We start from the raw sequence: 13,440 nt of genomic DNA, 5'->3' as shown, positions 1-13,440 counted from the left end.
CGGATTTCCCATGCCCATGCAGCCCCCCGCCGATTTCGCTTCGCTGTCGCTTGCTGAGGTGGCGCGCCTTGCCGCCGAGGCGAAGCTGCCGCCGGTCGATCGCTGGAACCCGACGCATTGCGGCGACAGCGAGATGCGGATCGCCGCCGATGGCAGCTGGTTCCATCAGGGCAGCCCGATCGCCCGGGCGGAGATGGTGCGGCTGTTCGCGACGATCCTGCGGCGCGAACCCGACGGCTCCCATGTCCTGGTGACGCCGGTCGAAAAACTGTCGATCACGGTCGACGACGCACCGTTCGTCGCGGTCGAGGCGAAGCTGTCGGGCGAAGGCGATCAGGGCCGCATCGCGTTTCGCCTGAACACCGACGAGGTCGCGGTCGCCGATGCCGAGCATCCGATCCGGATCGAGGGGACGGCGGACGCGCCCCGGCCCTATCTGCGGGTTCGCGGCGGGATGGATGCGCTGATCGCGCGGACCGTATTCTACGAGCTGGTCGAGCAGCTGGTCGAGGGGCCGGACGGGCGGCGCGGGCTGTGGAGCGAGGGCGCGTTCTTTCCGTTCGAACCGGCATGACGCTGGCGGAGCGGCTGCGGGCGCGGCTCGCGGCGCCCGCCGGACCGCTGCTGGTGGGGGACCTGAACGGCGAGGCGCCGATGCCCGAGGGCGGATGGCGCGCGGCGGCGGTGCTGGTCGCGGTGACCGATTCCCCGGAACCCGGCGTGCTGCTGACGCAGCGGACCGGCGATTTGCGCACCCATGCCGGTCAGGTCGCCTTTCCCGGCGGCAGTATCGATCCGGCTGACGCGGGACCGGTCGACGCGGCGCTGCGCGAGGCGGCCGAGGAGATCGCGCTGCCGATCGGCACGGCGGAGGTGGTCGCGACGCTCGATCGCTATCATACGGTGACCGGGTTCGAGGTGACGCCGGTGTTGGCGACCGTGCCGGCCGACCTGCCGCTCGTCGCCAACCCGCGCGAGGTGGACGCGATCTTCGAAGTCCCGCTCGCCTTTCTGCTCGACGCCGCCAATCACGGGCGGGGCAGCCGGTGGCATGACGGGCGCGAGCGGCATTATTACGAACTGATCTTCGGCGAACGGCGCATCTGGGGTGCGACGGCGGCGATGATCGTCAACCTGGCGCAAAGACTGACATGGCCGTGAACGAACCCACCACCCTGCCCCCCGCCGACTGGACGCAGCGGCCCGGCCTCGACCGGCTGGCCATGGCGCTCGGTGCCGAGGAGGGCGCGGCGCGCTATGTCGGTGGCGCGGTGCGCGACACGCTGCTGGGCCTTGCGGTCGCCGACATCGACGTCGCGACGATCCATCCGCCGCAGGAAGTCGTCCGCCGGCTGCAGGCCGCCGGAATCAAGGCGGTGCCCACGGGAATCGTGCATGGCACGATCACCGCGGTCGCCGACGGCACGGTCGTCGAGGTGACGACGCTGCGCCGCGACGTGAGCACCGACGGCCGGCATGCCGAGGTCGCCTTCACCGACGACTGGCAGGCCGATGCCGCCCGCCGCGATTTCACGATGAACGCGCTCTACGCGGACATGGGCGATCATCGGCTGCACGATTATTTCGGCGGGATCGCCGACCTGCGCGCCGGGCGCGTCCGCTTCATCGGCGATCCATTGCGCCGTATCGCCGAGGATCATCTGCGCATCCTGCGCTTCTTCCGCTTCCTCGCGCGGTTCGGCGATACGCCCGATGCCGAGGGATTGGCGGCCTGCGTCGCGCGGGCCAACGACCTGATGGCGCTGTCGCGGGAGCGGATCGCCGACGAACTGCTCAAGCTCCTGGTCGCGCGCGATGCGGTCGGCGTGCTGTGGCTGATGGTCGATAACGCGATCTGGCAACCGGTGCTGCCCGAACTCGACGGAGCCGCGGTCGACCGTCTGGCCGCACTGGTCGCGGCAGAAGCGGCGGCGGGCCTCGCGCCCGACCCGATCCGTCGCCTCGCCGCGTTGCTCGATACCGGCAATGCGGAAGGGGTCACCGCCCGGCTTAAACTGTCCAATGCCCAGCGCAAGCGCGTCGCCGTTGCGCTGGGCGACGCGGCTGACCATCCGTTGGCGCTGGGCTATCGCCTGGGGGTGGAGAGCGCCGTCGACCGCCTGCTGCTGACCGGCGATCCGGCGGCGGCGGAGAAGGTCGCCGGCTGGACGCGGCCGAGCCTGCCGCTGACTGGCGGGGCGCTGGTCGAACGCGGCCTAGCGCGCGGCCCCGACGTTGCGCGGGCGCTGCGGCAGGTCGAGGATCGCTGGATCGCCGAGGGTTTCCCCGACGCCGAGCGGACCGCGGCCATCGCCGATGCCGTGGTGGATCAGGCGTTGCGGGCGAGCAGCAACGCGTAAGCCGCGTCCGCATCGATCGGCCGCGAATAGAAATAGCCCTGCCCGAAGGCGCAGCCGAGCGCGACCAGCGTGTGTTCCAGCTCCTGCGTCTCGATCCCCTCGGCCGTCGTCCGCAGCCCCAACGCCTGCGCAAGGCTGAGGATCGCGCGCACGATCGCCACCTTGTCGCGATCGGCGAGCATGCCGGTAATGAAGCTGCGGTCGATCTTCAGCTTGTCGATCGGCAGCTTCTGCAGATAGGCGAGGTTGGAATAGCCGGTGCCGAAATCGTCCATCGCGATCTGCGCGCCCATTTCCTTCAGCGCCAGCATGGTCCGCAGCGTCCGGTCGGGATCGACGACGAACGCGCTTTCGGTCAGTTCGATGGTGAAGCGGTGGCCGGACAGCTGGTGCTGTGCCAGCACCTCGGCGAACATCGCCTCGACATTGTCGCGCTGCAATTGCACCGCCGACAGGTTGACCGCCATCCGTGCGCCACAATCGCCGCCCGCCATCCGGTCCCAGTCGGACAGCGTGCGCGCCGCCTCGTCCATCGCCCAGCGGCCGAGCGGGACGATCAGGCCCGATTCCTCGGCGACCGGGATGAAATCGACCGGCGAGATGTTTTCGCCTTCGGCCGTCCGCCAGCGGGCGAGCGCTTCGAAACTGCTGATCCGGCCGTTGGACAGGTCGCAGATCGGCTGGAATGCGAGGTGGAGCTGGCGCGCCTCCAGCGCATGCCGCAGCTGGGTCTCGATCGAAAACTGGCTGCGCACGATGTCGAACAGGTGCGGGCGATAGACCTCGGTCTGGCCGGTCCGTTTCGATCGCTTGACCGCGAACTGTGCGTGGCGGATCACGTCCTCCGCCTCGGCATCGCTATCCTCGGCCAACGCGATGCCGATCGAACATTCGACCCGAATGGTGAAGTCGGACAGCTGGAACGGCTGGATCAACGCCTGTTGCAGCCGGGTCGCGGCGTGCAGCGCGTCGTCGGCCCCGTCGCGCAGGCCCAACAGCACGGCGAACTCGTCCCCGCCGGTCCGCGCCAGCACGTCGGAACTGCGCAGTACGCCCTTGAACCGGCGCGCCACGGAGATCAGCAATTCGTCGCCCGACAGCGATCCCATACAGGCATTGACCCGGCTGAACCGGTCGAGGTTGATCGCCAGCACCGCATAGCGCGCCCGGTCGCCCGTCGCGACGCGTTCCTCGACCAGATCGCCGAAGCCTGTGCGGTTCGGTAGGCCGGTCAGCGAATCGGTGTTCATTTCGCGACGCAGGCTGGTTTCGGTGCGCTGTTCCGGGGTCTGGTCGACCAGCGACATGATACAGCGCGGCGTACCGGCCGATTCCTCCCGCCGGGCGAGCGTCACGTCATAATGGCGGCTATCGACCGCATCACCGAGCCGCAGCGCCATCCGCCGCCGGGTATCGCCCGACAGCAGGAACACGAGAATCTGGTCGCCGATTTCGTTCAGCAGCGCGGCCCGCCCTTCACGCGCCGCAAAGCCGGCCGCGCGAAAGGCGATATTCACCGTATCGAACACGACCGCGCCCGATACGACCGACGCGATCGCCGTCGGCACCGGCAACAGGTCGAGAATGGCTTCGCGCGGATCGAGCGCGGGCGTCGCGTCCAATTGGCAGGCGGACAGGTCGGCGAACGGAATCCGCACGCCCTGCTCCGGGATCGGGAACGCCTGCGACCTGAACGCCGAAAATATCTGCCTGCCGAACGCCATTGCTACCGCTATGGCCGACGGAGGTTAAAAGCTTCTGAAACCGAATACGGTTCGATCAAAAACGATTGTCGCGGGGAAATCCGTTGGGCGGCATCCGTCCGGCGGCACCGCGCGCGGCGCGCCATGGCGACAGGTCGCTTTCGGTCCGCATCCGCCCGGTCTCGCCGCCCATCGTCCAGTGCAGCCCGTCGGCAAAGCGTAGCGTGCGTGCATCGGACAGTCCGCCATCGCGGAAGCGTTGCAGCTGCACCCCCTGCCCACGCGCCATTTCCGCCAGTTCGGTCAGCGGGAACAGCACCAGCTTGCGGTTGTCGCCGATCGACGCGACATAATCGTCCTCCGCCGCGATCGGGCGGACGACCTTCAGCTTCGCGCCCGGACGCGGCGACATGACCTGCTTGCCCTTGCGCGTCTCGGCCAGCACATCGGCCACCCGGACCGCGAAGCCGCGCCCGTCGGTCGCCGCCAGCAACAGCCGGTCGGACGCCGCCGCCCGCGACAGTCCGACGATCCGTGCATCGCCATCGAGGTCGATCATCGCGCGCACCGGTTCGCCAAAGCCGCGCCCGCCCGGCAGCTTGTCCGCGCCCAGCGTGTAGAAACGTCCGCCATCGGTCGCCAGCAACAGCTTGTCGGTGGTATGCGCATGGAAGGCGAAGGCCGGCCCGTCGCCTTCCTTGAACCGCGCGGTATCGGCCGAGGCCAGGTCGACATGGCCGCGCAGCGCCCGTACCCAGCCGCGCTGCGACAGGATGACGGTCAGCGGCTCGCGCTCGATCATCGCCTCGGCCGGGATTTCGCGCGCGGGGGCGGCTTCCTCGACCGTCGTCCGGCGCTTGCCCAGCGGCGTTTCATGGCCGTAGCGGTCGCGCATCCTGGTCAGGTCGCGCTTCATCCGGGTGCGCTGCCGCGCATCGCTCGACAGCAGCAGGGTCAGTTCGGCCTGCTCCTTTTCCAGCTTCGCCCGCTCGCCGCGGATTTCCATTTCCTCCAGCTTGCGCAGGGAGCGCAGCCGCATGTTGAGGATCGCCTCCGCCTGCCGGTCGGTCAGGCTGAACTCGGCGATCAGCACCGGTTTCGGTTCGTCCTCGGTCCGGATGATCGCGATCACCCGGTCGAGGTTGAGATAGGCGGCAAGATAGCCGTCGAGCAGCTCGATCCGGTCGGCGATCTTCGCCAGCCGGTGTTCGCTGCGCCGGCGCAGCACGACGAACTGGTGATCGACCCACGCCTTCAACGCCTCGCGCAGCGGCATCACGCGCGGGGTGCGGTCCTTGTCCAGAACGTTGAGGTTGAGCGGCACCCGCGTTTCGAGGTCGGTCAGGCGGAACAGCCCGTCCATCAGCACCTGTGGGTCGACGGTCCGGCTGCGCGGTTCGAGCACGATGCGGATCTCGGCATCCGATTCGTCGCGGACATCGGTCAGGATCGGCAGCTTCTTGTCGTTGATCAGCGCCGCGATCTGTTCGATCAGCTTGCCCTTCTGCACGCCGTAGGGAATTTCGGTGATGACGATCTGCCAGCCGCCGCCCTTTTCCCGCTCGATCTCGTGCCGGGCGCGCACCCGGAAGCCACCGCGTCCGGTGGCATAGGATTCGCGGATCGCTGCGGGCGAATCGACCACGATGCCGCCGGTCGGGAAATCCGGCCCCCGGACATGCGCCAGCACCGCCGCGTCGTCCGCCTCGGGCTGATCGACCAGCACGATCGCCGCGTCGAACAATTCGGCGGCATTGTGCGGCGGCACGCTGGTCGCCATGCCGACCGCGATCCCGCTGGCACCATTGGCCAGCAGGTTGGGGAACATGCCGGGGAACAGCTCCGGCTCCTGCTCCTCGCCATTATAGGTGGGGCGGAAATCGGTCGCGTCTTCGTCCAGGCCCGCCATCAGGTCGATCGCGACCTGCGTCAGCCGTGCCTCGGTATACCGGTACGCAGCGGCATTATCGCCGTCGATATTGCCGAAATTGCCCTGCCCGTCGACCAGCGGGTAGCGCAGCGCGAAATCCTGCGCGAGGCGGACCATCGCGTCATAGACCGACTGGTCGCCATGCGGGTGGTATTTGCCGATCACGTCGCCGACGACGCGCGCGCATTTCTTGTACCCCGATGCGGGGTCCAGCTTCAGCAGCCGCATCGCCCATAGCAGGCGGCGGTGCACCGGCTTCAACCCGTCGCGGACGTCGGGCAGCGACCGGGCGGTGATCGTCGACAGCGCATAGACGAGATATCGTTCGGACAGGGCGCTGTCAAACGGTGCGTCGAACACGCCGATCGGCGTCGCGGGGTCGGTCAGATCACTTGCCATCGCGGATGCGATAGCAGGGGAATGCGACCCCTGCGAGGGGCGAAATGGAACGAACCGGGATCAGGCGGCCTGTCGGCCCGGAGCGTCCTGCGCCTGCGGCAGTTTTCCGTCGCACAATGCCCAGACATCGGCGACGATCGAGCGCCACTCGTCGCTGTCCATCTCGACCAGGCCGAACAGGCGCATCAGGAACGCCCCTTCCATCGCCAGAAAGGCGAGCCGCAGCCAGCGCCCCTCGTCGGTCGACACGTCGATCGCATCCAATCGATTGCGATACCAGCGCCGCACCTGCACCATGTGCTGTGGCGAATTGAGCAGCGAGACGAGCAGCGTCGGCGCGCCCCGCCGCGACCGGTCGTCATAGTTCGAACCATAGGCAATATGTGCCCGGATCCGTGACACTTCATCGTCCGGCACCGCACCCAGTTCGATCATGTGTTCGGCATATTCTTCCTGCCAGCGTTCGAACATCGCCGCGATCAGCGATTCCTTGCTGCGAAAGCTGTACTGTACCCCGCCATTGGTGATGCCCATGCGTTCGGCAACGGCGGCGATGGTCAGGCCGGCCGGCCCCTTTTCCATCGTTACCGCCTCGGCAGCGTCCAACAGCTTGTCCCGCTCGATCGTACGAATTCTACCCACGCAACGCCCCCTGCGGCTATCTCCCCGGATAGCAAAGTCTTTCCCCAACCGCTTCTTACCCAACCAGCCGGATACGCACAAATTTATTATACGATGTTGTCGACAGCATTGTTGTTTTCTGTCGGCTGTTGCAGATTTTCTTCATGTCACAATCCGTTACGCCGGACCGTCCCTGGGTTCCGATGACCTGGCCCGACCTGACCGGGCGCCCCCGATCCGAACCGGATCATGTTTTCCGCTACGGCGGCGACAGTTTGCAGGTGGTCGATCTGTGGCTGCCGAAGGGCACGACAAAGGGCCGCTGGCCGACGATCCTGATGGTTCATGGTGGATGCTGGCAGAGCGCGATCGCCGACCGGCGGCTGATGGACTGGGCCGCAGGCGACCTGCGCGACCGGGGCTTTGCGGTGTGGAACATCGACTATCGCGGAGTCGACCGCGACGGAGGCGGCTATCCGGGCACCTTCCGCGACGTCGCCGCAGCGGCCGACCTGCTGCGCGACCATGCCGATGCCTGTCACCTCGACCTGTCGCGGGTCGTCGCGGTCGGACATTCGGCGGGCGGTCATCTTGCCTTGTGGCTTGCTGCCCGCCACCGCCTGCCGGTCGGGAGCGTGCTGGCGGACGGCGACCCGCTGCCGATCGCCCATGTCGTCAGCCTGGGCGGCCTGCCCGATCTGGCCGCAGTCGAATCGAGCCCCGACAATGGTTGCGGCACCGATGTCATCGCCCGCTTGGTCGGCGACCGGCCCGATCGCTTCGCCGACACGTCGGTGCCGTGCCTGCTTCCGATCGGCGTGCCGGTCGACCTTCTCAACGGACGCGACGACCGGATCGTGCCGGCACGGATGGCGCCGGCCTTTGCCACTATGGCGCAGGAGAAGGGTGACGAGGTCACCGTCCACGAGGTCGCCGATACGGGCCATGTCGAGCTGATCTCCCCCGGAACGCCGGCCTGGGAGGCGGCGATCAACCTTGTCTGGCGCGCTGCATCTCCCGGCAGACAACTGGAAATTTGACACATTGCCATGATTGAGCCACATTTTGGCCTCAATTAAGGCAAAGGTGGATCATGCGATATCGCGCTTCCTTATTCGCCCTGCTGGTCGTTGCCGGTTGCAGCCAAGCGCCCGGCGACCCGTCCGAACAGGCCGCCCCCGGCGTCGACGTCACCGCCGCACCCGGTGTCGCCTTCAGCTATCGCTACGGCTTCCGCCTGCCCGCCGCACGGATCGCCGCCGTGCAGGAGGCGCATGCCGCCGCCTGCGAACGGCTCGGCATCGCGCGCTGCCGGATCACCGCGATGCGCTATACCCGCAGCGAGGATAACGAGATTTCCGCAATGCTCGGCTTCTCGCTTGCCCCGGAACTTGCCCGCAGCTTCGGGCGCGACGGTATTCGCGGGGTCGAAGGTGCCGAGGGCATGCTGCTCGATTCAGAAATCACCGGCGAAGACGCCGGCGCGAAGATCGACCAGCTGGCACAGGCGCGCGATGCCGCAACCGCCGACCGCTCGGCGATCGACGCCCGCAGCGGCACTACCAGTCGCGAAGCCCGCGCCGAACTGGAACGACAACGCGCCGCCGCCGTCGGATCGGAACGGGAGGCTGGCGCCGCCATCGCCGAACAGCGGCCCGCGCTTGCCGCAACGCCGGTGGTGTTCGACTATCGATCGGGCGAGGCGATCCGCAGCTTCGATCCGGCATCGCCCTTCACCCGCGCCGCCGACCTGTCGGTCGCCTCGGCGCGCTGGACCATCGGCACCGCACTTGCCCTGATCGGCCTTACCCTGCCGCCCTTGGCGCTGGCGTTGCTCGGATTGCTGCTGTGGCGCCGCGTCCGGCCGCTGCTGCCGAAGCGGGTCCCCCTCGCGGGCTGATTGCGCGAGCGGCCCCCTTCGGCTATGCGGCGGCTTTCCGCAGGGGGCCGGACATAATCGCTCTGGCCCATGCCGTTTCGTTGAAGGGAATCGCATGGCTCGCCGCCGCCAGATCTACGAAGGCAAGGCAAAGATCCTTTATGAGGGTCCGGAACCGGGTACGCTGATCCAGTATTTCAAGGACGACGCCACCGCCTTCAACGCCCAGAAAAAGGGCACGATCAACGGCAAGGGCGTGCTGAACAACCGGATTTCCGAGCATGTCTTCACGCTGCTCGGCAATATCGGCGTGCCGACCCACTTCATCCGGCGCCTGAACATGCGCGAGCAGCTGATCCGGCAGGTCGAGATCGTGCCGATCGAGGTCGTGGTACGCAATGTCGCGGCCGGTTCGATCAGCAAGCGGCTGGGTATCGAGGAGGGCCAGCAGCTTCCGCGCACGATCATCGAATATTATTACAAGGACGACGCACTCGGCGATCCGATGGTGTCGGACGAACATATCCTGTGCTTCGGCTGGGCGGCGCAGGACGAACTGCACGAGATGGCCGACATGGCGATCCGGGTGAACGATTTCCTGTCGGGCCTGTTCGCCGGGATCGGCATCCGCCTGGTCGACTTCAAGCTCGAATTCGGTCGCATTTGGGACAATGATTTCAGCCGGATCATTTTGGCCGACGAAATCAGCCCCGATGGCTGCCGGTTGTGGGACATGACCACTAACGAAAAGCTCGACAAGGATCGCTTCCGTCGTGACCTCGGTGGTGAGGTCGAGGCGTATCAGGAAGTCGCGCGGCGGCTTGGTCTGTTGCCGGAAGGCGCGGATTCGGCGGTGCTCGACCTTGAGACACATCGCAAGAAGCGCGAGAAGTAAGGCTACAACGCCTGCAACATGACGTACCCCCGCGCAGGCGGGGGTCCAGAGCCCGACACGCCAACGTGCCGGTTGCGACCTTGGACCCCCGCCTGCGCGGGGGTACATGTTTGTGAAACCCCTTACCCCCGCGCGAACAGCGCCGGGTCGAGCGCCATCACCGCATCGGCCCCGCCTTCGATCTTCCGCCGCAGCGCGCCGGTGTCCGGAATGATCCGCTCGGCATAGAAGCGCGCGGTCACCCGCTTGGCCTCGATGAACGCCGGATCGCCCTCGCCCGCCGCGGCCAGCGCTTCCGCCGCCGTCAGCATCCGCAGCCACATCAGGCCCGTCGCGACGATGCCCATGATGTGCATGTAGGAATGCGCGCCCGCCCCGACATGGTTCGGGTTCTGCATGCCATTGCCCATGAACCACATCGTCGCCGCCTGCAGGTCCTTGAGTCCGCGCTCCAGACGCTCGGCGAAGTCGCGCGTCGCGTCGGCACCCTTGGCGGTCGCGATCTCTTCCGCGACGATACGGAAGAAATGCTGGATCGCGCGCCCGCCATTCTGCGCCAGCTTGCGCCCGACCAGGTCCATCGCCTGCACGCCGTTGGTGCCTTCATAGATCATCGCGATCCGGGCATCGCGGACATACTGCTCCATGCCCCATTCGGCAATGTAGCCATGGCCGCCATAGACCTGTTGCGCGTTGGTCGCGACGTCATAGCCCTTGTCGGTGCCATAGCCCTTGATGACCGGGGTCAGCAGCCCGACCAGATCGTCGGCCAGCTCACGCGCCGCCGCGTCCTCGCTCATATGCGCGAGGTCGACCTGCAACGCGCCCCACAGGCACAGCGCGCGCAGCCCCTCGGTGAGCGCCTTCCCCTCCATCAGCATCCGGCGGACATCGGGATGGACGAACAGCGTATCGGCCTTCTCGCCCGGCTCGTTCGGGCCGGTCAGCGCCCGCCCCTGCCGCCGGTCGCCGGCATAGATCACCGCGTTCTGGTACGCGGTTTCCGCCACGCCCAGCCCCTGCAACCCGACACCCAGCCGCGCGGCGTTCATCATGATGAACATGGCGGCAAGGCCCTTCATCTCCTCGCCGACCAGCCAGCCCTTCGCCCCGTCATAGTTCATGACGCAGGTCGAATTGGCGTGGATGCCCATCTTGTGTTCGATCGAACCGCAGCTGACCGGATTGCGATCACCCAGCGACCCGTCCTCGTTCACCAGGAACTTGGGCACCACGAACAGCGAAATCCCCTTCGAGCTTTCCGGCGCGCCCGGCGTCTTGGCTAGGACGAGGTGGATGATGTTGTCGGTCAGGTCATGCTCGCCCGACGAGATGAAGATCTTGGTGCCGGTGATCGCCCACGACCCGTCGTCGTTCGGCACTGCGCGCGTCTTGATAAGGCCCAGATCGGTGCCGCATTGCGGCTCGGTCAGGTTCATGGTGCCGCCCCATTCGCCCGACACCATCTTGGGCACGTACATCGCCTGCTGTTCGGGGCTGCCCTTCACCAGCAGCGCGGCAATCGCGCCATGGGTCAGCCCCGGATACATGGCAAAGGCCATGTTGGCCGAAATCAGATATTCCTCGAACGCGGTCGCCACGACATGCGGCATCGCCTGCCCGCCGAACTGCTCCGGTGCCGACAGCGTGCCCCAGCCCGATTCGATGAAACGGCGATAGGCATCCTTGAACCCCTCAGGCGTCGTCACGCTGCCATCGGCATGACGGGTACAGCCCTGCTGGTCACCCGATGCGTTGAGCGGGAACAGCACTTCGGCAACGAAGCGCCCCCCCTCTTCCAGCACCGCCTCCACGGTATCGGGCGTGGCATTGGCGAAGCCCGGCAGCGCGGCATGGTCGCCGATCTTCAGGACATGGTCGAGGATGAAGCGCGTGTCGCGGACCGGCGGGGTGTAGCTGGGCATGGGGTCAATCCTTCTCCGGGGATGCGCCCTCTGACGGGGCGGCCTGCAAGGGGAGCGCTTCGATCGTGGTCACGAAGTCGCTGAGTTCGGCGATGGCAGCATCGATATCGCGCCGCTGGTTTTCGAGCAGGGCGATCCGGTCGCGGCATTTCTGGACCGTCACCTGTCGCTGCACGACGCGGCCGTCGCCGATATCGTACAGGTCGATCATCTCGCGAATTTCGGCGAGGCTGAACCCGACCCGCTTGCCGCGAAGGATCCAGGCGAGACGCACGCGGTCGCGCTGCGAATAGATGCGCGCCAGACCACGTCGTTCCGGCGCGATCAGCCCCTCATCCTCATAGAAGCGCAGCGCCCGCGCCGTCACGCCGAACTCGTTGCACAGGTCGGTGATCGAGAAACGGTCGGCCTCGGTCGATTCGATGGTCTGGGCAGGAGATGCTTCCATGCCCATAAACCTAGTTTACGTTGACGTGAACGTCAACCTTCGTCTGCAGGTGGAGGCGCGGGCGGGCAGTCGGCCCGCCGCGCAGGCTTGCGCTTCACCGCCGTCGTCGCGAATTCGGCCGCATCCAGCGTTCCGTCGCGCCCCTTGTCGGCGGTTGCGAACTTGGTCGTCGTCTTGGCGGCCCATTCGTCGAAGCTCAGCCGCCCGTCGCCATTGGTGTCGAGCTTCGCATAGGCCTTGCGCCGCGACGCCAGATATTCGTCGCGGGTGATGCGGCCGTCGCGATCCTTGTCATACCGGTCGAAACGCTTCTGCTCGCGCGTGCGCTGCGTCGCTGCCGGTGGATCATCGGCAAGCGGGGTATCGATGCCGGCGGTGGATGCCGTCACCTTTGGCGGCGGCGGCAGTTTCTCCACCGCCGCATCGCTGCGAAACAGGAACAGCCCCGCCGCGACCAGCGCCAGCGCCGACCCCACCCCCGCCAAGAATCGCCACATCGCCCGCTCCCCCGAAGTTCACCCCGTTACACGCCAGCGATCACCGTCCGGCAAGCCCGAACCACATCAGCCGCGCGGCGCGCTTCGGGCCGCCCTGCGGCACCCCTGCGAGTTCCAGCCGTGCGGACAGTGCCAGCATCCCCAACGGACGCGCCGCCCCGCGCAGCGATCCGGCCAGCGCCTCACCCGCCAGCCGATCCGCCCTCGCAGCGGTCGCCGCATCGCTCTGGTGCCGCGCCAGGTCGAACAACGCCCATCCCCGCCCGAGTCGCTCGGCCGCCGCGCGGTCACCGCCCAGCACCCTGGTCGCAGCCGCGAACAGGACACCGCCCCGCCCCGCCCCGAACCGGTCGAGAGCGTCGTCGTCCAGCGCCTCTTCCTCGATCAACACATCCCAGCCGTCGACGATCCTCGACAGATCGACTCCGGTCACGCCGCGTGGCAGCACGTCGGCAGCCAGCGCTTCCAACACCGGCATCGCCGGCGGCGGGGCGGAGTCGAGCTTCGCCAACTGCTCGCGCCACCATGCCAGGCGGATCTGCCCCAGCGCTGGCTGCGTCGTCGAGCGGATGACATCGCCCATCGCCGCATCCAGCGCCAGCAGCGCGGACAGCGCGGCACGGCGGCCGTCATCGGGGGCATAGGCGAGGGCGAGGTCGCGTTCGGGATCATGGTGCATCGCGGCGATCAGCCTGCCTATTAAACATCCGTCAACCCCACTCGGGCATGAAAGCCTGTGAAATGCGCGGGGTGCGACTCCGCGCCATGGCAGATGGACTGGGC

Annotated in this window: 13 protein-coding genes; 6 read left to right on the top strand and 7 right to left on the bottom strand. The window is 67.2% G+C overall.

Translation table 11 applies throughout. The annotated features are described in order from the left end of the window. Positions 1-10 precede the first annotated feature (10 nt). The 3 genes from AVT10_RS01635 to AVT10_RS01625 all read left to right on the top strand — a co-directional run bounded on the left by AVT10_RS01635 (position 11) and on the right by AVT10_RS01625 (position 2,360). The gene (locus AVT10_RS01635) at positions 11-574 is read left to right on the top strand and encodes a DUF1285 domain-containing protein (protein WP_066687456.1); all 564 of its coding nucleotides are present in this window, start codon (positions 11-13) and stop codon (positions 572-574) included. After that, positions 571-1,161: a CoA pyrophosphatase gene (locus tag AVT10_RS01630; RefSeq protein ID WP_066687449.1), complete on the top strand. Its 591-nt coding sequence runs from the start codon at positions 571-573 to the stop codon at positions 1,159-1,161. The genes AVT10_RS01635 and AVT10_RS01630 overlap by 4 nt, the downstream gene beginning before the upstream one ends. A gap of 62 nt (positions 1,162-1,223) precedes the next feature. Next, positions 1,224-2,360, top strand: a complete 1,137-nt coding sequence (locus tag AVT10_RS01625; RefSeq protein WP_232307846.1) for a CCA tRNA nucleotidyltransferase — start codon at positions 1,224-1,226, stop codon at positions 2,358-2,360. Here the strand turns inward: AVT10_RS01625 and AVT10_RS01620 are convergent. Genes AVT10_RS01620 through AVT10_RS01610 form a run of 3 tightly spaced genes read right to left on the bottom strand, consistent with a single transcriptional unit; the run spans position 2,330 to position 7,034 of the window. Continuing rightward, positions 2,330-4,084 carry a putative bifunctional diguanylate cyclase/phosphodiesterase gene (locus AVT10_RS01620; protein ID WP_084401210.1) on the bottom strand — a complete coding sequence of 585 codons (1,755 nt, stop codon included), beginning with the start codon at positions 4,082-4,084 and terminating at the stop codon, positions 2,330-2,332. The genes AVT10_RS01625 and AVT10_RS01620 overlap by 31 nt on opposite strands. Before the next feature lie 55 nt (positions 4,085-4,139). Then, positions 4,140-6,392, bottom strand: a complete 2,253-nt coding sequence (gene parC / locus AVT10_RS01615; protein WP_066687438.1) for a DNA topoisomerase IV subunit A — start codon at positions 6,390-6,392, stop codon at positions 4,140-4,142. Between the two features lie 60 nt (positions 6,393-6,452). Further along, the gene (locus AVT10_RS01610; protein ID WP_126014137.1) at positions 6,453-7,034 is read right to left on the bottom strand and encodes a TetR/AcrR family transcriptional regulator; all 582 of its coding nucleotides are present in this window, start codon (positions 7,032-7,034) and stop codon (positions 6,453-6,455) included. Positions 7,035-7,216: 182 nt separating this feature from the next. Here AVT10_RS01610 and AVT10_RS01605 point away from each other — a divergent pair, with 182 nt between their 5' ends. From AVT10_RS01605 to purC, 3 genes are all read left to right on the top strand, one after another. After that, complete coding sequence (locus tag AVT10_RS01605) at positions 7,217-8,053, top strand: alpha/beta hydrolase family protein (protein ID WP_066687432.1); 837 nt, start codon at positions 7,217-7,219, stop codon at positions 8,051-8,053. A gap of 53 nt (positions 8,054-8,106) precedes the next feature. Then, complete coding sequence (locus AVT10_RS01600) at positions 8,107-8,913, top strand: hypothetical protein (RefSeq protein ID WP_066687429.1); 807 nt, start codon at positions 8,107-8,109, stop codon at positions 8,911-8,913. A 94-nt stretch (positions 8,914-9,007) separates the two neighbouring features. Beyond that, entirely contained in the window at positions 9,008-9,787 is a 780-nt protein-coding gene (gene purC / locus AVT10_RS01595; protein WP_066687427.1) for a phosphoribosylaminoimidazolesuccinocarboxamide synthase, read from the top strand. 122 nt (positions 9,788-9,909) lie between these two features. Here the strand turns inward: purC and AVT10_RS01590 are convergent, their stop codons facing one another. From AVT10_RS01590 to AVT10_RS01575, 4 genes are read right to left on the bottom strand one after another with little or no spacing between them, the layout of a single operon-like run. Next, positions 9,910-11,712 (bottom strand): acyl-CoA dehydrogenase C-terminal domain-containing protein, encoded by a 1,803-nt coding sequence (locus AVT10_RS01590; protein WP_066687425.1) that lies wholly within the window; start codon positions 11,710-11,712, stop codon positions 9,910-9,912. Positions 11,713-11,716: 4 nt separating this feature from the next. Beyond that, positions 11,717-12,160 (bottom strand): MerR family transcriptional regulator, encoded by a 444-nt coding sequence (locus AVT10_RS01585; RefSeq protein ID WP_084401208.1) that lies wholly within the window; start codon positions 12,158-12,160, stop codon positions 11,717-11,719. A gap of 32 nt (positions 12,161-12,192) precedes the next feature. Then, positions 12,193-12,657, bottom strand: coding sequence for an EF-hand domain-containing protein (locus tag AVT10_RS01580; RefSeq protein WP_066687420.1), 465 nt, complete (start codon positions 12,655-12,657; stop codon positions 12,193-12,195). Positions 12,658-12,697: 40 nt separating this feature from the next. Beyond that, a complete protein-coding gene (locus AVT10_RS01575; RefSeq protein ID WP_066687418.1) occupies positions 12,698-13,336 on the bottom strand; it encodes a squalene/phytoene synthase family protein in 639 nt (212 codons plus the stop codon). Positions 13,337-13,440: the final 104 nt, after the last annotated feature.

Origin of the sequence: Sphingomonas hankookensis, from assembly GCF_001619955.1 — a bacterium.
Classification (GTDB): Bacteria; Pseudomonadota; Alphaproteobacteria; order Sphingomonadales; family Sphingomonadaceae; genus Sphingomonas; species Sphingomonas hankookensis_A.
The sequence above is the reverse complement of the archived record's forward strand: the minus strand, read 5'-3'. Positions and strand labels throughout refer to the sequence as shown.